The sequence below is a fragment of the Alphaproteobacteria bacterium PA2 genome (assembly GCA_002256425.1).
In the GTDB taxonomy this organism is placed as follows: domain Bacteria; phylum Pseudomonadota; class Alphaproteobacteria; order Caulobacterales; family Caulobacteraceae; genus Phenylobacterium.
In genome coordinates this window covers 90,480-109,973 of record NKIZ01000001.1, presented here as the reverse complement: position 1 = coordinate 109,973, position 19,494 = coordinate 90,480, and the positions used below count along the sequence as shown (strand labels likewise).

Below are 19,494 nucleotides of genomic sequence, written 5' to 3'. Positions count from 1 at the left end.
ACCCATGGCCGACATCATGACCCCCGCGCTCGGCGAGTCTGTCTCCGAAGCGACGGTGGCGCGCTGGACGAAGAAGCCTGGGGACGCCGTGCGCAAGGATGAGATCCTTGTGGAACTCGAGACCGACAAGGTCAGCCTTGAGGTCGCAGCCCCGGCTGACGGCGTGCTGGACTCCATCTCTGCCGAAGAGGGCGCCACGGTCGAGCCCGGCGCGGTTCTGGGTCACCTGACCGAGGGCGCCGCCGCCGCCAAGCCTGCACCCAAGCCCGCTGAGGCCAAGGCCCCCGAACCCAAGGTGGAAGCCCCGGCGCCTGTCGCCGCACCGCCCCCGGCGCCCAAGGCTTCGGCTCCACTTGCACCTTCCGCCCAGCGGATTGTGGCCGAGAACAAGCTTGATGGCGGCGCTATCGCCGGCACCGGCAAGGATGGTCGCGTGACCAAGGGCGACGCCCTGGCCGCCCTGGAAGCCCGCGCTGCGGCGCCCGCCGCTCCGGCCGCCCCGGCCGCGCCCCGCGAAACCCATGCCCGGGAAGAGCGGGTCCGCATGACCCGTCTGCGCCAGACCATCGCGCGCCGCCTGAAGGAAGCCCAGAACAACGCCGCCATGCTGACGACCTTCAATGAGGTCGACATGTCTGCGGTCATGGCCCTGCGCAATTCCTACAAGGACGTGTTCGAAAAGACCCACGGCGTGAAGCTGGGCTTCATGAGCTTCTTCGTCCGCGCCTGTATCCACGCCCTCAAGCACGTGCCCGAGGTCAATGCCGAGATCGACGGCCAGGACCTTATCTACAAGAACCACTATGACATCGGGGTCGCCGTCGGCACCGAGCGCGGTCTGGTGGTTCCTGTCCTGCGTAACGCCGACGCCCTGACCCTGGCCGGGGTCGAGAAGGGTATTGGCGATCTGGGCAAGAAGGCCCGGGATGGCGCCCTGGCCATGGACGACCTGCAGGGCGGCACCTTCACCATCTCCAATGGCGGGGTCTACGGCTCGCTGATGTCCACGCCGATCCTGAACGCCCCCCAGTCGGGCATTCTGGGCATGCACAAGATCCAGGACCGGCCCATGGCAGTCGGCGGTCAGGTGGTCATCCGTCCGATGATGTATCTGGCGCTCAGCTACGACCACCGTATCGTCGATGGTCAGGGCGCCGTGACCTTCCTGGTCAAGGTCAAGGAAGCCATCGAGGATCCGCAGCGCCTGCTGCTGGACATCTGATCGGCCTCACTCCGCACTCCACATTCAGCCGGGAAGGCTAGGACTTAAATGGCCCAATACGACGTCGTCATCATCGGGGGCGGTCCCGGCGGGTACAATGCTGCGATCCGCGCGGGGCAGCTTGGCCTGAAGACCGCCCTGGTCGAGAAGAACCCGACCCTGGGCGGCACCTGCCTCAATGTCGGCTGCATGCCCTCCAAGGCCCTGCTCCATGCTTCGGAAATGTTCGAGGCGGCGGGCAAGGACTTCGCCCATCTGGGCATTGAGGTCTCCCCCAAGCTCAACCTTCCCCAGATGATGGGTCAGAAGGCGGAATCGGTCCTGGCCCTGACCAAGGGGATCGAGTTCCTGATGAAGAAGAACAAGATCGACTGGATCAAGGGCTACGGAAAGCTGGCCGGCCCGGGCAAGGTCGAGGTCACCGGCGAAGACGGCGCCGTCACCGTCCTCGAAGCCAAGAACACGGTCATCGCCACGGGCTCTGAGCCCTCCGGCCTGCCCGGCGTCACGGTCGACCAGAAGCGGATTGTTGATTCCACAGGCGCCCTCTCCCTGCCGGAAGTGCCGAAACATCTGGTGGTGATCGGCGCCGGGATCATCGGCCTGGAACTGGGTTCGGTCTGGCGTCGACTGGGCGCCCAGGTGACCGTGGTGGAATTCCTCGACCGCATTACGCCCGGCATGGACACCGACACCGCCAAGACCTTCCAGCGGGGCCTGACCAAGCAGGGCATGACCTTCAAGCTGGGCTCCAAGGTTACGGGCGCCAAGGCGTCTGCGACGGGCGTTGAGGTCACGGTCGAGCCTGTGGCCGGCGGCGCCGCCGAGACCGTGAGCGCTGACTATGTCCTGCTGGCCATCGGCCGCCGGGCCTTCACCGAGGGCCTGGGCCTTGAGAGCGTCGGCATTGTTCCCGACAAGCGCGGGGTCATCGACACCGACCACTTCAGGACCAGCGCTCCGGGCGTCTGGGCCATTGGCGACGTGATCCATGGCCCCATGCTGGCCCACAAGGCCGAGGAAGACGCCGTGGCCTGCATCGAGTTCATCGCCGGCAAGGTCGGCCATGTGGACTACAATCTGGTCCCCAGCGTCGTCTACACGGCGCCGGAAGTGGCCTGGGTCGGCCAGACCGAAGAGCAGCTCAAGGCCGCCGGGGTCGCCTACAAGGTGGGCAAGTTCCCCTTCACCGCCAACAGCCGCGCCAAGATCAATCACGAGACCGACGGTTTCGCCAAGGTCCTGGCCGACGCCAAGACCGACGAGATCCTGGGCGTCCACATCATCGGCCCCCAGGCCGGCGAGCTGATCGGCGAATACTGCGTCGCCATGGCCTTCAAGGCCGCCAGCGAGGACATTGCCCGCACCTGCCACCCCCATCCCACCCGTTCGGAAGCCGGTCGTCAGGCCGCCATGGGCGTCGAGGGCTGGACCATGCAGTCCTGATACCCACTCAGGGATCAGGCGTGCGGATGGGCCCTGGCATAGGCGCCCAGCAGGGCGGCGGCGTCCACATCGGTGTATTTCTGGGTGGTGCTCAGGGACGCGTGACCCAGCAGTTCCTGGATTGATCTCAGGTCCGCCCCCGCCCCCAGCAGGTGGGTGGCGAAGGAGTGGCGCAAGGCGTGGGGCGTTGCGCTGTCAGGCAGGCCCAATCGTCCCCGCAGCCCCTGCACCGTCGCCTGCATGTGCCGTGGGCTCAAGGGCCCGCCGCGTTTGGCGCGGAACACCAGATCATCCGGCGCCAGGGTGAAGGGCATTTGCCGGACATACTCAGCCACAGCCTGCGCCACCTGGGGCAGGACGGGCACGATCCGGGTCTTGGAGCCCTTGCCCACCACCCGCAGCCGGTCTGACAGGGGCGTGTCGGAAACCTTGAGCGACAGGGCTTCAGAGATCCGCAGGCCGCAGCCATAGAGCAGGGTCATCACCGCCTCGTCCCGGGCTGACTCCCAGTCCTCGCGGTCGGGATCAAGACCCGGCTCGGCCAGCAGGCCCAGGGCCTGGTCCTCGGTGACAGGTCGTGGCGCCGAAGGCCGCACCCTTGGGCCCCGAACCAGAGCCACATGGGGGTTGGGGGTCGCCAGCCGGCGATCGAGGAACTTGTGGAAGGTCCGCACCGCCGACAGGGCCTGGGACATGGACCGCGGCGACAAGGGGTGATCCCCCTGCCGGAGCTCGGCCAGCCAGGCGCGCATCTCGCTTGCCGTCACCGTGGCCAGATCGGCTAGGGCCTGGGGGCCGCCCCGGTGCTTCTGCAGAAAGGTCAGATACCGGCGACACGCAAAGCCATAGGCCTCCAGGGTGCGCGGCGAAGAACGGCGTTCCTTGTCGAGGTGCTCAAGCCACTGGGCCAGCGCCTCGTGGGCGGTCACGGCATCACCGGCCAGCGCTCGGCGGTCCGTTCCACCACCCTCGCCAGGAAGGCGACCAGTTCCGACCCCATGTCCGGGGTAAAGCCTTCCGGATCATCAGAGCCAAAGGCCAGAACGCCGACCCGGGCCGGCTCCCATATGGCCAGGCGGACCATGGCCATGGACGCCACCTGGGGCGCCCGCTCGCCGAACAGGCCGATGGCTGTGGGCTGGAAGCCCATACGCGCCACCCGCTGGTGGCCGATCACCTCGTCCACGCCGCCCTCGGGCAGGGTGAGCCAGCCGGCCGGGGTTCTGTTGGGTCCTTCCAGGGCGACGACTCCGGCGGTCAGGCCAAACCGCACCTGGGCCAGTTCATCCACCCGGCGGGCCAGATCTGCGTGATTGCGGGCGTCGAGCACATCGACGACAGCGCCGTGGGTCTGGGCCTGGGCTGCGAAATTGGCCTGGGCCGTCGCTTCCAGGGTCTGGCGGGCATGGCTTTCCCGCCGATGGGCTTCATGGACCCGGGCCAGGGCGGCGGGCCCGAACTCGATCACATTGTCGGAATTGACCCGTCGCAGGCCAAGCTCGCCCAGCAGTTCCGAGTCATGTTGCAGGAAGTCCGGATTCTGGAAGAGGAAGGATCGAACCTCCTCCGGCTCGAATCCACACGCCCCGGCGGTCGCCCCAATCGCGTCCATACACCCCGTCCCCGTTTCTACAGGCCTGTCCTTCAGGCCCGGACGGGACCTAGAGGATTGACTGGCCCGTTCTGGCCCAGTCGTTCAGGAAATCAGAAAGACCCTTTTCGGTTAACGGGTGCTTGAAGAGATCCAGAAAAACGTTCGGGGGCAGGGTGGCGCAGTCTGATCCGGCAAGGGCCACGGCGCGCACATGGGCCGTATTGCGGATGGAAGCGGCGAGGATTTCAGTATCGAAGTCGTAATTGTCGTAGATGGCGCGAATCTCGGAAATCAGGTCAACGCCGTCGGCGCCCTGATCATCCAGCCGTCCCACGAAGGGCGAGATGTAGGTGGCGCCAGCCTTGGCGGCCAGCAGGGCCTGGGTCACCGAGAAGCACAGGGTCACATTGGTCTGGATGCCCTGGACGGCGAATTCCTGAACGGCCACCAGGCCGTTGCGGGTGAGGGGCACCTTGACCACCACATTGGGCGCAATCCCCGCCAGCTTGGCGCCTTCTGCCAGCATGCCGGCGACATCCGTCGCGGTGACCTCGGCGCTGACCGGGCCCTCCACCAGGTCGCAGATCTTTGCGATCACATCCAGGATCGGCTTGCCCGACTTGGCGATCAGGGAGGGGTTGGTGGTGACGCCGTCCACCAGGCCCGTGGTCTGCAGGTCGGCCAGCAGGTCGAGGTCGGTGGTGTCGAGGAAGAGCTGCATGGTCCTGGTCCGAAATGTGCGAGGTCGTGGCTTTTAGACCCCTTAGCGGCCGGGGAGAAGGTGCGGAATCAACCATATTCCCCGGCAAACCTGTGCATTGCCCACAGATCAGGGACCCGAAGCCCTCCGGATGATCCTATAGTGCCGCCAAGATGAGCCGCATCGCCTCCATCCTCCTGCCCATGCCCCTGCCGGAAGCCTTCGACTATTCCGAGCCCGAGGGCATGGACCTGCATGTGGGCGACCAGGTGGCCGCGCCCCTGGGATCACGTCTTGTGCACGGGGTCGTCACCGCCCTGCGGGACGCCGGCGGCGGCAATCGCCCCCTGAAGCCTGTCGAGGCGCGGATCGACGCCCCGCCGCTCCCCCCGAACGCCATCGAGTTCGTCCAGTGGGCGGCCAGGTACGCCGTCTCTGATCCCGGCCAGCCCCTGGCCATGGCCCTGCGCGGCGCCCGGGCTCCCAAGGCCAAGCCGGACAAGGTCATAGAGATCACCGGCCAGCCCCCGGCCAAGCTTACCGCCGCCCGGGCCCGGGTGCTGGAAGCCGCCGTCGAGGCCTTTCCAAGCGCCGCCGACCTGGCCCGCGCCGCGGGCGTGTCCTCAGGGGTGGTCAAGGGGCTGATTGATGAGGGCGTCCTGGCTGTCCGGCTGATCGAGGCCGACCCCCGCTTTCCGGAACCGGATCTTGAGCGGGCCGGCGCCGAGCTCAATCCCAGCCAGGCGGCCGCTGCGGACGAACTCAAGGCCATGATGGCGACCGGCGGCTTCAACGTCGCCCTGCTGGACGGCATTACCGGGTCAGGCAAGACCGAGGTCTATCTGGAAGCCGTCCACGCCGCCCTGTCGGCTGATCCCGAGGCCCAGGTTCTGGTCCTGCTGCCTGAAATCGCCCTGACCCAGGCAGTGATCGCCCGGTTCGAAGCCAGGTTCGCGGCGGCGCCCGGCGAATGGCACTCTGATGTGGCCCCGCCCCAGAGGCGCAAGGTCTGGGATGGCGTGGCCACCGGACTCTGCCGCATTGTCGTCGGCGCCCGGTCAGCCCTCTTCCTGCCCTTCCGCAAGCTGGCCCTGGTGATTGTCGATGAGGAGCACGACACCTCGTACAAGCAGGAGGACGGCTTCATCTATCAGGCCCGGGACCTGGCCGTGGCCCGCGCCAAGATCGAGGGCGCCAGTGTGGTCCTGGCCTCGGCGACGCCCTCCCTCGAGACCCTGCGCAATGCCGAAACCGGCCGCTATCGCTGGCTGAGGCTGACGGCCCGGCACGGGGTCGCCCGCCTGCCGGACCTCCAGCTGATCGACATGCGGCAAACACCGCCCCCTTCCGGCTGCTGGCTGTCGCCGCCCCTGGTGGAGGCCCTTGCGGCGACCTATGCGGCGGGGGAGCAGTCCCTGCTCTTCCTCAACCGTCGGGGTTATGCGCCCCTGGTCCTGTGCAAGGCCTGCGGCGAGCGGATGACGGCGCCCGACACCGACTCCTGGCTGGTGGAGCACCGCTATTCCGGTCGGCTGGTCTGTCATCTGACCGGCTTCTCCATGCCCAAGCCTGCGGCCTGTCCCCACTGCGGCGCCGTGGACAGTCTTGTCTCCATCGGGCCCGGGGTTGAGCGGGTGGAGGAGGAGGCGCGGACCCTGTTTCCCGAAGCCCGTATTGCCGTCTTTTCCTCCGACACCATGTGGGACGCCCGGGAGGCGAGAAACCTGATTGCGGCCATGGAGGAGGGGCAGATCGACATCCTGGTCGCCACCCAGGCCGCCGCCAAGGGCCACAATTTTCCGAACCTGACCCTGGTGGGCGTTGTGGACGCGGACCTTGGCCTCAGGGGTGGCGACCTTCGGGCCGCCGAACGCACCTATCAACTCCTGGCCCAGGCCACGGGTCGCGCAGGCCGCAAGGATCGCCCGGGTCGCGCCCTGCTGCAGACCTATGCGCCGGAGCATGCGGTCATGCAGGCCCTGCAGGCCCAGGATCGCGACGCCTTCACCACAGCCGAATTGCATGAGCGGGACATGGCGGGTCTGCCGCCCTTCGGGCGACTGGCGGCCCTGATCGTATCGGGCCCGGACCCTGTCGCCCTGGAAGCCTTTGTCCAGGCACTGGCCCAGGCGGCGCCCAATGCCGAGGGTGTCCAGGTCTATGGCCCGGCGGACGCGCCTCTGGGCCTTGTCCGGGGCCGGCGCCGCAAGCGGTTCCTGGTGCGGGCCGACCGGACCGTCGACCTGTCGGCCTATCTGGCGGCCTGGCGCGCCCGCGTCCGGCCACCCGGAGCGATCCGGCTGGCCATAGACGTGGACCCCTACAGCTTCCTCTAGGGCTTTCCCGATAGGTGGGACCCGGTTGTCGGACCGGGAAATGCTCCAAATTCTTTAGACGGAACCCTTGCGCTTCGCCGCCGCGCGGGAGGCCATGTTGAGGCCCTCCACAAGACCGGAGAAGGCCATGGCGGCGTAGATGTAGCCCTTCGACACATGCACGCCGAAGCCTTCGGCGATCAGGGTCGCGCCGATCATCAGCAGGAAGCCGAGGGCCAGCATGACCACGGTCGGATTGTTGTTGATGAAATTGGCCAGGGGCTCGGAAGCGACCAGCATGATGGCGACAGCGACCACAACGGCCACGACCATGATCGGCAGGTGATCGGTCATCCCGACCGCCGTCAGGATGGAGTCGATGGAGAAGACAATGTCCAGCATCAGGATCTGGACGATGGCGGCGCTGAAGTTCATGGCGACGGGCGCCTTCTTGTCCAGGATGTCGTCGCTGACCGCCGGGTCGACAGCATGGTGGATCTCTGTGGTGGCCTTCCACACCAGGAACAGGCCGCCGGCAATCAGGATGATGTCACGCCAGGAAAAGGCCAGGTCAAAGGGCATGTGACCACTGCTGTCGGCGGCGGGTTGCCAGGGCAGGCTGAAGACCGGCGCTGTCAGGCCGACAATGAAGGCCAGGGTCGAGAGCAGGGCCAGACGCATGATCAGGGCCAGGGCCAGACCTATCCGCCGGGCTCTTGTCCTCTGCTCCATGGGCAGCTTGTTCGAAAGGATCGAAATGAAGACCAGATTGTCGATCCCGAGGACCACTTCCATGACAATCAAGGTGATCAGTGCGGCCCAGGCGGCTGGGTCCACGAGCAGATGAGTCAGGTCCGACATATTTGTCCTCGGTTAGATTGCTCCCTTAGATAGTCGAGACTTGGCAATTTGCCAGTATCAGAACGGTCGACGCCCCCAAACTTCCTTCATCTCATTTCCAACCTGGTGATGTTTGGCCTGCATATTGCTGGTCGAGGTGCAATTCGGCCCCCCGAGCCTCAACTTGGAACAGTTTGATGAATCCTGGTGAAAATCTCCGCGCCCTTACCAGCCTGCGGTTCTTTGCAGCTCTCTGGGTTGTCCTGTTCCACTACTGGCACGATCTGCCGGGGGCGCCCGCCATGCCGGGCTTCGTCGGCAAGGGCTATCTGGGCGTCGAGCTCTTCTTCATCCTGTCGGGCTTCATCCTGTGCCACGTCTACCGCGTGGCCGTGGAGGAAAAGCGGTTCAACTATGGGGGCTTTCTCTGGGCGCGTCTTGCCAGGGTCTATCCCTTGCATCTGGCGACCCTGATCGGCATGGGCGCCCTGGCCCTGATCGCCACGCGCCTTGGCATGCAGGTCGACCCCAGCATCCTCAGCTGGTCAAGCCTTCCGGCCAACCTCACCATGACCCAGGCTTGGGGACTGGCGCCTGCAGCGTCGTGGAATCACCCTTCCTGGTCGATCTCGGCAGAGTGGTTCGCCTATCTGACCTTTCCGGTCTTTGCCGTCGTCGCCCTGAAGCTCAAGGACCGCCCCATCGTCGGTCTGGTTCTGGCCATCCTGCTCGTGCTGGGCCTCAATGCGGGGTTCAACGCCCTGACGGGCCAGAAACTTACCCTGGCGACCATATCTTGGGGCGCCCTGCGGATTGTTCCCTGCTTTGCCTTCGGGTGTGCTCTGTATGGCTATTGGGTGGCCCGTCCGGCCAAAAGCCGCGCAAAAGCCCTTACAGGCGCCCTGATTTCAGGCGCCGCGACGATTATTTTCGCCGCAGTCGGTGTCCCGGATTCGGTCATCGTCATCGGTCTGGGGTTAACCCTGCTCTTCTTGGCGCAACTGGCGCAAACCCGTTCCGCCATTTTGACCCAGGCGCCCTTGGTCTATCTCGGCGAGATCAGCTACTCGATGTACATGATCTGCGTGCCGTGGAAGATAGTATTCGTGAATACGATGACACGGGTTTTTGAGGTCAATGGCGGCCAGTTAACGTTTGGCCTGTGGTTAGTTTTGCTTTTCGGCCTCGTTCCTCTTTCGGCCTTGTCATATCATTTGATCGAAAAGCCAGCCCGGGAGCGCATGAAGCTGATGCCAGTGGCCCGCGGGACTCACCAATCTGCGCAAGCCCCGGCATAAACCCTCTTCCCATCCTTGGTCAGTATGAGTATTCCTACGCAAGTTTCGCGTGGGGGCTCCTCTGACATGCTTAAACGGACCAGAACCCTGATTGGTTCCCTGGCCGCCGCAGCGGTTATGACGATTGCGCCGATTTCGAGCGCTTCAGCCGACATCTACTGGCAGTGCGTTCCCTTTGCGCGTCTGGCTTCCGGGATCCAGATCTTCGGGGACGCCTATACCTGGTGGCGTCAGGCCCTTGGCCGCTACGACACCGGCCGGGCTCCCAAATCCGGCGCCGTCCTTTGCTTCAAGCCCACCGGCCGCATGTCCCTGGGACATGTCGCCGTCGTCAGTCAGGTCCTGACCGACCGGGTCATCCAGATCAGCCACGCCAACTGGTCGCGTATTGGCGGAACCCGCGGGCAGATCGAAAAAGATGTAACCGTCGTCGACGTTTCGCCGGCCGGGGACTGGTCGACGGTCAAGGTCTGGTATGATCCTGTCCGCGACCTCGGCACCACGACCTACCCCACCTATGGCTTCATCTATCAGGACGCCAAGGCCCAGCAGCTGGCCAGCTCCGGCTTCAGTTCAGCGCAGAACACGGCGATCGCCATGGCGCAGAACGCCGCAAGCCAGGTGGCTTCGGCGGTGCGTCCGGGCGCAAACCCCCTGAGCATGTTCAGTCAGGCCGCGGACTCGGGCGACAAGATCGCCGCCCTGATCCAGGCCGTCACTGGCCCGGCGGCGCCGGCCGCAGATCCCCAGAACTGACGCTTTCCAGGGTGGCGCACCCTTACCTTGACGCTCTGCTCCCGACCTGCACGGCCCTGTCATGCTGAGGGTTCTCCGCCGCGACGCTCACAGGTTTGACGTCCTGGGCGACGAGGATCTGGCCGCCGGGTGGCGAATGCCGCAGGGCGTGGTCTGGGCTGACATGAACCGGCCATCCCGCAGCGAAGAGCTGGCCGCTGAGTACGCTCTGGGCCTGCAGCTGCCCACCCCTGAGGAAATGCAGCAGATCGAGCCCTCCAGCCGGCTCTATCGCGAGGGCGGCGCGACCTTCATGACCGCCAGCCTGCTGACCCGAAGTGACCAGGATGTCGCCGAGCTCAGTCCGGTCACCTTTGTCCTTTCCAGCGACCGTCTGATCACCATCAGGTTCATCGAGTCCAAGGCCTTCGATGTGTTCAGCCAGAGGGTCCTGTCGCCGACCACAGACTCCTCCTCCGGCGCGGACACATTTCTTGGGCTGATGGACGCCATTGTCGAGCGGGTCGCAGAAGTGCTTGAGGCTGGCTCCGGCCAGGTGCAGGCCTCGTCCACCGCCATTTTCTCAAGGCTGAGAGGCGGGGCCTTCGAACCCCTGCTGACCTCCCTTGCCCGCACCCAGTCGACCACCTCCCTGGCCAGGACCAGCCTCGTCAGCCTGGGGCGCCTCGCCAGTTTCGCGGCCCTGGCGCCAGAGATCGCAGATGATCCCGCTCACCAGGTTCATCTGGCGTCGGTCCAGCATGACATCCAGTCCCTGACCGAACACTCGGGCTATCAGGCCTCACACATTTCCTTCCTGCTGGATGCGGCCCTGGGCCTGATCAATATCGAGCAGAACGTCACCATGAAGTTCTTCGCGGTGGCCACGGTCCTTCTCATGCCGCCGACCCTGATCGGGGCGATCTACGGCATGAACTTCAGGCACATGCCCGAGCTGGACTGGCCCCTGGGTTATCCCATGGCCATTGGCCTGATGATCCTGTCAGGCCTGATCCCGTTTCTCTGGTTTCGAAGGAAGGGCTGGTTCTAGAGCGCTCTGCGATCAGCGTGCTCCAAGCCTTTGAACCAGAGCGCAGTTTTACCCTCCAGACGATTCCGCCCAAATGGAACGCGCTCTAGCCTTGGCCGTAGCGCAGGCGGCCAAGTGAGGTGACCAGGCTGGAGAGCAGGTCCCCCGGCTTGATCCCCGCCTTCCATTTCTCGAAGCTCATGACGTTCTCGATCCGGGCGTCGACAAACCGCTCGGTCGCCTCCGCGCCGGCTGACAGCCGCAGGCTGATGGCGGAGATCAGTATGCCGGCCAGAATGGCCCGCTTCGAATAGTGGTTCTCGTCGGTCGCCACATCCCCCGCCCAGCGCCACAGTTTGTCGGCGCTTTCCCAGACCAGGCGCATGGCCAGGGGCAGGTTGACGGGCAGGGCGAGCCATCCGGCCCACCGGCGCAGGGCTGGCGCATCCGCGTAGGCCGCCTCCGTGCGGGTCAGGACAGCGGCGCGGATCCGCTCGCGGATCTTCAGGGCTGCGGGGTCAGGCAAGGAGGTCAGGGCCGCTGCGTCGTGTCGACGGGACAGCAGGGCGGCCAGGTCGGCTGGCCCATGAGGAAGGAGCAGCTCGGTCTCCGGTCCCGACAGCCCCGCCGCCGCGCCGGCGGCGCGCACCATGGGCCAGGTCCAGCCCTGTTTCGGCGCAAGCTTCAGGGCCTGATCGAGGATATCCTGCTCGGTCCGGGTCGCCCAGTCGGTCATCTTCGCCTTCCCCTTTGACAAGACTCGACAATAGAACGTTCGAACAGCCTTGTCCGCCGTGGACATTGCCTTTTCCTTCTGCTATTCCGCCGCGCTCAAACCCGGTCGCCCTGCGCTCGGGGGGGAAAGATTTTGTCCGTTCGCCGCTGCGCCCGTCGGGTCAGCCGAGCGGGAACGGGTGACAGGAGAGAGACCTCTGGTTCAGATTTTCGTGCGCGACAATAATGTCGATCAGGCCCTCAAGGCGCTGAAGAAGAAGATGCAGCGTGAAGGCTCGTTCCGCGAAATGAAGCGGCACGTGCACTATGAGAAGCCGTCGGAAAAGCGCGCCCGCCAGCAGGCGGAAGCCGTGCGTCGCGCCCGCAAGCTGGCCCGCAAGCGCGCCCAGCGTGAAGGTCTGGTGCCTGCCCCGAAGAAGCCCGTCCGCTAGGACGTCTGCGTTCTTTGAGAACTTCAAAAGGCCGTGCGAGCTTCGCGCGGCCTTTTTGCTATCCTGAACCCCGGCAGGCGCGTATTTTCCGGCAACCGGCGTTTCCCTTGCTGGTGAATCCCGGGCCGCCTCCCTATCTAGGGTCCAGCGAACTTTTCCAAGGCGAATTGAACCACCATGAACCTGCGCAATTTGGCAATCTGGGGCGTCATCGTTCTGGCCCTGGCCGGGCTCTACAGCGTGATGACCACCAGCCAGAAGTCAGCCAATCCTGACATCACCTATTCGCAGCTGTTGCAGCGGGTCGGGTCCGGGACAATCAAGAAGGCCGAGATTTCGGGCAGTCGCGTCCAGGTGACCGACAAGGCCAACAAGACCTATGCCGCCACCACCCCCGCCAATCAGGATGCGCTTGTCAGCCGCATGGAGGCCCAGGGGGTCGATATCCAGGTCAAGCCGCCCGGCGGCATCACCCTTGGCACCATCATCATCCAGCTCCTGCCCATCCTGCTGCTGGTCGGCGTCTGGATCTTCTTCATGCGCCAGATGCAGGGCGGGGCCCGCGGCGCCATGGGCTTTGGCAAGTCCAAGGCCAAGTTGCTGACGGAAAACAAGAACCGGGTGACCTTCGAAGACGTCGCCGGCGTCGACGAAGCCAAGGACGAGCTGGCGGAAATCGTCGACTTCCTGAAGGATCCGCAGAAGTTTCAGCGCCTGGGCGGCAAGATCCCCAAAGGCGCCCTGATGGTCGGTCCCCCCGGCACCGGCAAGACCTTGCTGGGCCGCGCCGTGGCCGGCGAGGCGGGCGTGCCCTTCTTCTACATTTCCGGCTCGGACTTCGTTGAAATGTTCGTCGGCGTCGGCGCCAGCCGTGTGCGCGACATGTTCGAGCAGGCCAAGAAGAACAGCCCCTGCATCATCTTCATCGACGAAATCGACGCCGTCGGTCGCCATCGCGGCGCTGGCCTCGGCGGCGGTAACGACGAGCGGGAGCAGACCCTCAACCAGCTGCTGGTGGAAATGGACGGCTTTGACCCATCCGAAGCCATCATCGTCATCGCCTCCACCAACCGTCCCGACGTTCTCGACCCCGCACTGCTGCGTCCGGGCCGCTTTGACCGTCAGGTCGTGGTCGGCAATCCCGATGTGGGCGGTCGCGAGCGGATCCTGCGCGTCCACATGAAGAACGTGCCCCTGGCCGCCGACGTCAATGTGAAGACCATCGCCCGCGGCACCCCCGGTTTCTCCGGCGCCGACCTGGCCAATCTGGTCAATGAGGCGGCCCTGATGGCGGCGCGCAAGAACCGGCGCATGGTCCTGCATCGCGACTTCGAAGAGGCCAAGGACAAGGTGATGATGGGCGCCGAGCGCAAGTCCATGGTCATGAGCGACGAGGAAAAGCGCTGCACCGCCTATCACGAGGGCGGCCACGCCCTGGTGGCGCTCAGCGTTCCCTCTGCTGACCCGGTGCACAAGGCGACCATCGTCCCCCGGGGCCGCGCCCTGGGCATGGTCATGCAGCTGCCGGAAGGCGATCGCTATTCCATGGACTATGTCCAGATGACCTCGCGCCTGGCCATCATGATGGCGGGCCGGGTTTCCGAAGAGATCATTTTCGGCAAGGAACACATCACCTCGGGCGCCTCCAGCGACATCCAGGCCGCCACCAGCCTGGCGCGCAACATGGTCACCCGCTGGGGTTTCTCTGATGAGCTGGGCACCGTGGCCTATGGCGACAATCAGGAAGAGGTCTTCCTGGGTCACTCGGTCTCCAGGACCCAGAACGTGTCTGAAGACACCGCCCAGAAGATCGATCTCGAGGTCCGCCGCCTTGTCCAGGGCGGCCAGGACGAAGCCCGTCGCATCCTGTTGGAGCGCCTGGAGGATCTGCACACCCTGGCCAAGGGCTTGCTGGAATATGAAACCCTGTCGGGCGACGAGATCGTCAATGTGCTGAAGGGTATCGCCCCCAATCGCGACGACGCTGAAGCCGACCGCCCGCCGCCGCCTTCGGTGTCGGTGCCGATCGCCGGCAGTTTCGAACCGGTCACGGCCTAGGCTTCGTCCGGAGGCCCGCCGTGGATTTGGCGCACGGCGTCCGCCCCCGGGTCATGGCGATCGTCAATGTCACGCCGGACAGCTTTTCCGACGGCGGGCGTCATGACGATCCCGCGGCCGCCGTCTCCCATGCGATGACCCTGCTGGCCCAGGGCGCCGACATGCTCGACATCGGCGGCGAAAGCACCCGTCCCGGGGCTGAGCCCGTTTCCGAAGCCGAGGAGCTGGCCCGCATCCTGCCGGTCATCGGGGCCCTGAGGCCGCAGACCAGCGCCCTGATCTCGGTCGATACCTACAAGCCCTCAGTCGCCAGGGCGGCCATCGCCGCCGGTGCTGATGTCTGGAATGACGTGTCGGCGCTGCAATCACCCGGCGCCGTCCATGTCGCCGCCGGGCTTGGCTGCCAGGTGGTGCTCATGCACATGCAGGGCGACCCGCAGACCATGCAGCAATCGCCGCGCTATGCCGATGTGGTGGACGAGGTTGCGGATTTCCTGCTCGCCCGGGCGCAGGCGGCCATGGCGGCGGGGGTGGCCCGCGACCGGATCTGGATCGACCCCGGCATAGGCTTTGGCAAGACCCCCGCCCACAATCTGGCCTTGCTGGCCCATCTGGACAGGTTCGTGGCCCTGGGCTTCCCGGTCCTGCTGGGGGCCAGCCGCAAGGGATTGATCCAGACTCTGGACCCACTCGCCAAGGCCCCCGCCGACCGGCTTGGCGGCTCCCTGGCTGCAGCTCTCGCCGGCGCCCGGTCCGGGGTGGCGGCGGTCCGGGTTCATGATGTCCGCGAGACCGTTCAGGCCCTCAAGGTCTGGTCGGCCATTGACGGCGCCAGGGTCAGCCCCGCCCTATGAAGGGCATTTTCGTCGCCATGACCGTCATGAACTGGACATTGGCGGAAAGGGGCAGGCTGGCCATATAGACCACAGCGTCCGCCACGGCCTGAACGTCCATGACCGGCTCCACCGCCATGCTTCCGTCAGCCTGGGGAACCCCCTGGCTCATCCGGGCCGTCATCTCCGTCGCCGCATTGCCAATGTCGATCTGGCCGCAGGCGATGTCATAGGCCCGCCCGTCGAGGGAGGTGGAGCGGGTGAGGCCGGTCATGGCGTGTTTGGTGGCCGTATAGGCCGCCGATCTCGGCCGCGGGGCGTGGGCGGAGATCGAGCCATTGTTGATGATCCGTCCCCCCTGCGGGCTCTGGGCCTTCATGATGCGGAAGGCGCCCTGGGTGCACAGGAAGGGTCCCGTCAGATTGACGTCCACCACCCGCTTCCAGGCCTTCAGGTCCAGATCCTCGAAGGGCACGGGCGGTGCGCCTGTCCCGGCATTGTTGAACAGGACATCCAGCCGACCGAAGTGGGACTGGACCCTGGCAAACAGGGCTGCCACTGAATCCGGGTCCGAGACATCGGTGGGTACCGCCAGAACCTCCGGGCCGCCCTGGGCCTGATCCGCAGTTCGCGCCAGTTCCTCGGCCCGTCGTCCCGCCAGAACCAGGGCGAAGCCCGCCCTGTGGAGGGCCAGTGCGCTGGCCCGGCCGATCCCGGACCCTGCCCCGGTGACCAGGGCGACTTTCAGATCTTGCGTCATGGACCAATGCTAGCAGGGGGCGACAAATTCCCAAGTGCAAAGCGCCTGTGGTCAGGCTATCGCGGGGCATGGTTCAAACTCTCGGACGTGTCCTGATCATAGCCGGCTCGGACTCCGGCGGCGGCGCGGGCATTCAGGGCGACCTGAAGACCGTCACCATGCTGGGGGGCTTTGGCGCCACCGCCGTGACGGCGATCACGGCCCAGAACACCCTGGGGGTGACCGGCGTCCATCCCATTCCCCTCGACATGATCGAGGCCCAGGCCAGGGCGGTGCTGGACGACATCGGCGCCGACGCCATCAAGACCGGCATGCTTGGGGATGTGGATGTTGTCGAGCGGGTGGCGCAGATCCTCGACTCTGCGACCGGCGTTCCCGCTGTGATCGACCCGGTCATGATCGCAAAGGGCGGACATCCCCTGCTGGCCGACCGCGCCATCAGCGCCGTGCGAACCCTGATGGTCCCCCGCGCTACCCTTTTGACGCCCAATGCCCCCGAGGCCGCCGCCCTGACCGGGCTTGTGGTGGAAACCCTCGATGACCAGCGTCGGGCTGGCGAGGCCCTGCTCAGGCTGGGCGCCCGGGCCGTCCTGATGAAGGGGGGCCATGTTGACGGCGACCTGCTGGTGGACCTGCTCATGACGCCGGAGGGTGAGTCCAGTTTCGAGACCGACCGTCTGGATACCCGCCATACCCATGGCACGGGCTGCACCCTGGCCTCGGCCTGCGCCACGGGCCTGGCCCAGGGCATGACCCTGACCTCGGCGGTCGCCCGGGCCTGGGCCTATGTCCAGGAGGCCATCACCCATGCGCCAGGCCTCGGCGCCGGCCACGGCCCCCTCGACCACGCCTGGAGCCTGCGGGAGGGCAGATGAGACACGCAGCAGACCTTGAAGCCGTGGTGCGCCGCTCGGCGCCCCTGATGCAGGTCCTGACCACCGTGCGGGACCTGGCCATTCCGGACGCCCTGCTGTTTTCGGGCGCCATCTATCAGCGGGTGCTCAATGACAGGACCGGCCGGGACCTGGACTTCGGCATCAAGGACTATGATCTTGGCTATTACGACGCCTCGGACATTTCCTATGAGGCGGAGGATGTGGTGATCCGTCGGGTCGCCGCCGCCTTCGAGCCGCCGCTCCGCGACATGGTGGAGGTGCGCAATCAGGCCCGGGTCCACCTCTGGTTCGAGGGCAAGTTTGGCGAGCCCTACGAACCCCTGAACAACAGCGCTGAGGCCCTGGGCCGGTTTGTCAGCCCCATGTTCGCCGTGGGCGTCAGGCTTGAGACTGATGACACCCTGACGGTCATCGCGCCCTTTGGCTTGGAGGACCTGTTCGACATGCGTCTGAGGCCCAACCCGACGCGCACCTCGCCGAACTATGACAAGATCGCTGCCGCGGCCAAGGCCAGATGGCCCGAGCTGACGGTTGAGTCCGCCTAGGCGGCGGCGATCCTGGCTCCCGCCGCAGGCTCCGCCGGCGTCAGGGCGCGGCGCATGGCGTCCTGAAGCTTGGAGATCTCGATGGGCTTGGCCACATGGCCGTCCATGCCGGCCGCCAGATATTCCTCGACCTGGTGGGACAGGGCGTTGGCGGTGAGGGCCAGGATCGGTGTCGGGTAGCGGCCCTCGTGATGCTCGAGATTGCGGATGGCCCTGGCGGCGTCCATGCCGTCCATGATCGGCATCTGGATGTCCATCAGGATCAGGTCATAGGAGCCGTTGCGCCAGGCGTCATAAGCCTGTCGGCCATCAGCGACGATGTCGAGATCGATCTCCATGGCTTCGAGAACCGCCGCCAGCACGCGCTGGTTGGTGGGGTTGTCCTCGGCGGCCAGAATGCGCAGCGGCCGGTCTTCATCGGCAGCCAGCGGCCGGCGGCCGGAGACCTGAAGGGCCGGGGCGTCGCTGCGGGACAGGGGCAGGACGACCCGGAAGCTCGCGCCCTGGCCCTCGACGCTGGTCACCTCAATGGAGCCCGCCATCATGGTGGTCAGTTCCCGGCATATGGCCAGGCCAAGACCTGATCCGCCGAACCGGCGGGTGGCGCTGTTGTCCACCTGGACGAACTTCTCGAAAAGGTTGGTCTGCTTCTCGGCCGGAATGCCTATGCCGGTGTCGCTCACTTTCAGGACAAGGGCGTGCAAGCCGTCCGGAGCGTCGATTTCGACGCTCACCGACCCCGAATGGGTGAACTTGATGGCGTTGGACAGCAGGTTGCCGAGGATCTGCTTGAGCCGGTCAGCGTCTCCAACCCAATGCCCCCTGGCCGTGTCGGTGATGGTGAAGGAAAAGCCCAGGCCGCTCTGGCCGGCCAGGAAGTCGTAGGACTCCCGCGTCGACACCAGGCTGGCTTCCAGGTCGAAATCCTCTTCGATCAGGGTCAGCTTGCCGGCTTCGATCTTGGAGATGTCCAGAACATCGTTCAGCACGGCCAGCAGCTGGGCGCCGGACTGGCGGATCACTTCCAGCCGGTCCTTCTGCGCCCGGGGCATGTCGGCGCCGGCCATGACCTCAGCCATGGCCAGGACGCCGTTCAGCGGTGTCCGGATCTCGTGGCTCATATTGGCCAGGAAGTGTGACTTGAGCACATTGGCGGTATTGGCCGCATCCCGGGCGACGGTCAGGTCTTCCAGGGTGCCGCGCAGGGCCTGTTCCCGGGTGTCCAGCTTGGCCAGCAGGTGGTTGAAGCTGTTGGTCAGATTGCGGAACAGGGGGTCTTCGTTCTGGTGGGGCACGGGCCTGAACTGGCCGCTTGCCGCCACCTGCACCATGGCGTCGGACAGGCGCTGGACCGGCTCTATCACGCCGCCGGCCAGACGGCGGGCCAGGAAGAGGGCCGTGCCGAGCCCGGCGAAGAGCAGCATGCCGGTCAGGGCCAGGAATTTCGGCAGGAGGTCGGTGAGCAGGGGCTGACGGGCGGCCAGGGAGAGCTCTCCCATCTTCCCGGTTCTGCCGAGAACCGGCACGGTAACCCGCACCACCGCGGGCAGGGCTGTTCCGGATTTGCGGTAGGTGGCCAGGGTCCGCCCGGAGGCGTCCGTCAACCGGCCTTCAAGAATGTTCGGCGCCCTGACCAGGGCGGCCAGCGCCTCCTCGGATCCCACGGGGTTGACCTTGGCCAGATCGTCGGCCGCGTTGGAGGCCGTAACCTCCGCCAGTATGGCCAGATCCGTGCGGGTCTGCTCGACGCTGACCCCCCACTGAAGACCGGTGAAGGTGGCGCAGGCCAGGACCAGAACCACCAGGGCGGTGATCATGGCCGCTCCGGTCACCCGGGCGTGGAAGCTGTATTTCTGGGGGCGGCTAGGCGCGGGGGCGTCGTCGGTCATGGGCGGTTCCAATCCTGAGCCACCTATAGGGGGATTATCCCTAACGATTTCTTCCACTTGGTCGTTAAACGCATGGGTGCGACGTTCCGACACCGCCACATTCACGCGAAAATCACTTGCCGGAATTCCCCCCTGAGGCGAGTGTGTTAACCAGTTGTTAACCACTC

At 65.7% G+C, this 19,494-nt stretch carries 18 protein-coding genes; 11 read left to right on the top strand and 7 right to left on the bottom strand.

Going from position 1 to position 19,494, the window contains the following annotated elements:
* Window positions 1-4 precede the first annotated feature (4 nt).
* Complete coding sequence (locus CFE28_00515) at window positions 5-1,222, top strand: dihydrolipoyllysine-residue succinyltransferase (protein ID OYU68614.1); 1,218 nt, start codon at window positions 5-7, stop codon at window positions 1,220-1,222.
* Between the two features lie 48 nt (window positions 1,223-1,270).
* A complete protein-coding gene (lpdA, locus tag CFE28_00510; GenBank protein OYU68613.1) occupies window positions 1,271-2,668 on the top strand; it encodes a dihydrolipoyl dehydrogenase in 1,398 nt (465 codons plus the stop codon).
* A gap of 14 nt (window positions 2,669-2,682) precedes the next feature.
* Here lpdA and CFE28_00505 read toward each other — a convergent pair whose 3' ends face one another.
* Genes CFE28_00505 through fsa form a run of 3 tightly spaced genes read right to left on the bottom strand, consistent with a single transcriptional unit; the run spans window position 2,683 to window position 4,983 of the window.
* The gene (locus CFE28_00505) at window positions 2,683-3,612 is read right to left on the bottom strand and encodes a recombinase XerC (protein ID OYU68612.1); all 930 of its coding nucleotides are present in this window, start codon (window positions 3,610-3,612) and stop codon (window positions 2,683-2,685) included.
* The gene (locus CFE28_00500; protein OYU68611.1) at window positions 3,594-4,280 is read right to left on the bottom strand and encodes a hypothetical protein; all 687 of its coding nucleotides are present in this window, start codon (window positions 4,278-4,280) and stop codon (window positions 3,594-3,596) included. The genes CFE28_00505 and CFE28_00500 overlap by 19 nt, the downstream gene beginning before the upstream one ends.
* Before the next feature lie 49 nt (window positions 4,281-4,329).
* Window positions 4,330-4,983, bottom strand: coding sequence for a fructose-6-phosphate aldolase (gene fsa, locus CFE28_00495; GenBank protein OYU68610.1), 654 nt, complete (start codon window positions 4,981-4,983; stop codon window positions 4,330-4,332).
* A 152-nt stretch (window positions 4,984-5,135) separates the two neighbouring features.
* Between fsa and CFE28_00490 the strand changes: the two genes are divergently transcribed.
* Window positions 5,136-7,298: a primosomal protein N' gene (locus CFE28_00490; GenBank protein OYU68609.1), complete on the top strand. Its 2,163-nt coding sequence runs from the start codon at window positions 5,136-5,138 to the stop codon at window positions 7,296-7,298.
* Window positions 7,299-7,352: 54 nt separating this feature from the next.
* Here CFE28_00490 and CFE28_00485 read toward each other — a convergent pair whose 3' ends face one another.
* Complete coding sequence (locus tag CFE28_00485) at window positions 7,353-8,138, bottom strand: hypothetical protein (GenBank protein OYU68608.1); 786 nt, start codon at window positions 8,136-8,138, stop codon at window positions 7,353-7,355.
* A gap of 176 nt (window positions 8,139-8,314) precedes the next feature.
* Here CFE28_00485 and CFE28_00480 point away from each other — a divergent pair, with 176 nt between their 5' ends.
* The 3 genes from CFE28_00480 (at window position 8,315) to CFE28_00470 (ending at window position 11,201) form a co-directional block, all read left to right on the top strand.
* Window positions 8,315-9,415 carry an acyltransferase gene (locus CFE28_00480; protein ID OYU68607.1) on the top strand — a complete coding sequence of 367 codons (1,101 nt, stop codon included), beginning with the start codon at window positions 8,315-8,317 and terminating at the stop codon, window positions 9,413-9,415.
* 66 nt (window positions 9,416-9,481) lie between these two features.
* The gene (locus CFE28_00475; GenBank protein ID OYU68606.1) at window positions 9,482-10,171 is read left to right on the top strand and encodes a CHAP domain-containing protein; all 690 of its coding nucleotides are present in this window, start codon (window positions 9,482-9,484) and stop codon (window positions 10,169-10,171) included.
* A gap of 61 nt (window positions 10,172-10,232) precedes the next feature.
* Window positions 10,233-11,201, top strand: coding sequence for a magnesium transporter (locus CFE28_00470; GenBank protein OYU68605.1), 969 nt, complete (start codon window positions 10,233-10,235; stop codon window positions 11,199-11,201).
* Between the two features lie 85 nt (window positions 11,202-11,286).
* On the opposite strand, the gene CFE28_00465 is transcribed toward CFE28_00470, so the two are convergent.
* On the bottom strand, window positions 11,287-11,916 hold the full coding sequence (locus tag CFE28_00465; protein ID OYU68604.1) for a rpsU-divergently transcribed protein: 630 nt from the start codon (window positions 11,914-11,916) through the stop codon (window positions 11,287-11,289).
* 196 nt (window positions 11,917-12,112) lie between these two features.
* Here CFE28_00465 and rpsU point away from each other — a divergent pair, with 196 nt between their 5' ends.
* The 3 genes from rpsU (at window position 12,113) to folP (ending at window position 15,258) form a co-directional block, all read left to right on the top strand.
* The gene (gene rpsU, locus CFE28_00460; GenBank protein OYU71476.1) at window positions 12,113-12,346 is read left to right on the top strand and encodes a 30S ribosomal protein S21; all 234 of its coding nucleotides are present in this window, start codon (window positions 12,113-12,115) and stop codon (window positions 12,344-12,346) included.
* A 177-nt stretch (window positions 12,347-12,523) separates the two neighbouring features.
* Window positions 12,524-14,404 carry a cell division protein FtsH gene (locus CFE28_00455; GenBank protein ID OYU68603.1) on the top strand — a complete coding sequence of 627 codons (1,881 nt, stop codon included), beginning with the start codon at window positions 12,524-12,526 and terminating at the stop codon, window positions 14,402-14,404.
* Window positions 14,405-14,457: 53 nt separating this feature from the next.
* Window positions 14,458-15,258: a dihydropteroate synthase gene (gene folP, locus CFE28_00450; GenBank protein ID OYU71475.1), complete on the top strand. Its 801-nt coding sequence runs from the start codon at window positions 14,458-14,460 to the stop codon at window positions 15,256-15,258.
* On the opposite strand, the gene CFE28_00445 is transcribed toward folP, so the two are convergent.
* Window positions 15,242-15,997 carry a 3-oxoacyl-ACP reductase gene (locus CFE28_00445; protein ID OYU68602.1) on the bottom strand — a complete coding sequence of 252 codons (756 nt, stop codon included), beginning with the start codon at window positions 15,995-15,997 and terminating at the stop codon, window positions 15,242-15,244. The two genes, folP and CFE28_00445, sit on opposite strands and share 17 nt — an antisense overlap.
* 68 nt (window positions 15,998-16,065) lie before the next feature.
* On the opposite strand from CFE28_00445, the gene thiD reads away from it, so the two are divergent.
* Window positions 16,066-16,872, top strand: a complete 807-nt coding sequence (gene thiD / locus CFE28_00440; protein ID OYU68601.1) for a bifunctional hydroxymethylpyrimidine kinase/phosphomethylpyrimidine kinase — start codon at window positions 16,066-16,068, stop codon at window positions 16,870-16,872.
* A complete protein-coding gene (locus CFE28_00435; protein ID OYU68600.1) occupies window positions 16,869-17,438 on the top strand; it encodes a hypothetical protein in 570 nt (189 codons plus the stop codon). Before thiD ends, CFE28_00435 begins: the two co-directional genes overlap by 4 nt.
* Here the strand turns inward: CFE28_00435 and CFE28_00430 are convergent.
* A complete protein-coding gene (locus tag CFE28_00430) occupies window positions 17,435-19,327 on the bottom strand; it encodes a hybrid sensor histidine kinase/response regulator (GenBank protein OYU68599.1) in 1,893 nt (630 codons plus the stop codon). The genes CFE28_00435 and CFE28_00430 overlap by 4 nt on opposite strands.
* Window positions 19,328-19,494 lie beyond the last annotated feature (167 nt).

Coding starts and splice junctions, on each gene's coding strand:
- CFE28_00475 (OYU68606.1), top strand. CDS start 9,482: ATGCTTAAACGGACCAGAACCCTGATTGGTTCCCTGGCCGCCGCAGCG.
- CFE28_00500 (OYU68611.1), bottom strand. CDS start 4,280: ATGGACGCGATTGGGGCGACCGCCGGGGCGTGTGGATTCGAGCCGGAG.
- CFE28_00455 (OYU68603.1), top strand. CDS start 12,524: ATGAACCTGCGCAATTTGGCAATCTGGGGCGTCATCGTTCTGGCCCTG.
- CFE28_00435 (OYU68600.1), top strand. CDS start 16,869: ATGAGACACGCAGCAGACCTTGAAGCCGTGGTGCGCCGCTCGGCGCCC.
- CFE28_00470 (OYU68605.1), top strand. CDS start 10,233: ATGCTGAGGGTTCTCCGCCGCGACGCTCACAGGTTTGACGTCCTGGGC.
- CFE28_00430 (OYU68599.1), bottom strand. CDS start 19,327: ATGACCGACGACGCCCCCGCGCCTAGCCGCCCCCAGAAATACAGCTTC.
- CFE28_00515 (OYU68614.1), top strand. CDS start 5: ATGGCCGACATCATGACCCCCGCGCTCGGCGAGTCTGTCTCCGAAGCG.
- folP (OYU71475.1), top strand. CDS start 14,458: ATGGCGATCGTCAATGTCACGCCGGACAGCTTTTCCGACGGCGGGCGT.
- fsa (OYU68610.1), bottom strand. CDS start 4,983: ATGCAGCTCTTCCTCGACACCACCGACCTCGACCTGCTGGCCGACCTG.
- CFE28_00490 (OYU68609.1), top strand. CDS start 5,136: ATGAGCCGCATCGCCTCCATCCTCCTGCCCATGCCCCTGCCGGAAGCC.
- CFE28_00480 (OYU68607.1), top strand. CDS start 8,315: ATGAATCCTGGTGAAAATCTCCGCGCCCTTACCAGCCTGCGGTTCTTT.
- CFE28_00485 (OYU68608.1), bottom strand. CDS start 8,138: ATGTCGGACCTGACTCATCTGCTCGTGGACCCAGCCGCCTGGGCCGCA.
- CFE28_00445 (OYU68602.1), bottom strand. CDS start 15,997: ATGACGCAAGATCTGAAAGTCGCCCTGGTCACCGGGGCAGGGTCCGGG.
- CFE28_00465 (OYU68604.1), bottom strand. CDS start 11,916: ATGACCGACTGGGCGACCCGGACCGAGCAGGATATCCTCGATCAGGCC.
- lpdA (OYU68613.1), top strand. CDS start 1,271: ATGGCCCAATACGACGTCGTCATCATCGGGGGCGGTCCCGGCGGGTAC.
- thiD (OYU68601.1), top strand. CDS start 16,066: ATGGTTCAAACTCTCGGACGTGTCCTGATCATAGCCGGCTCGGACTCC.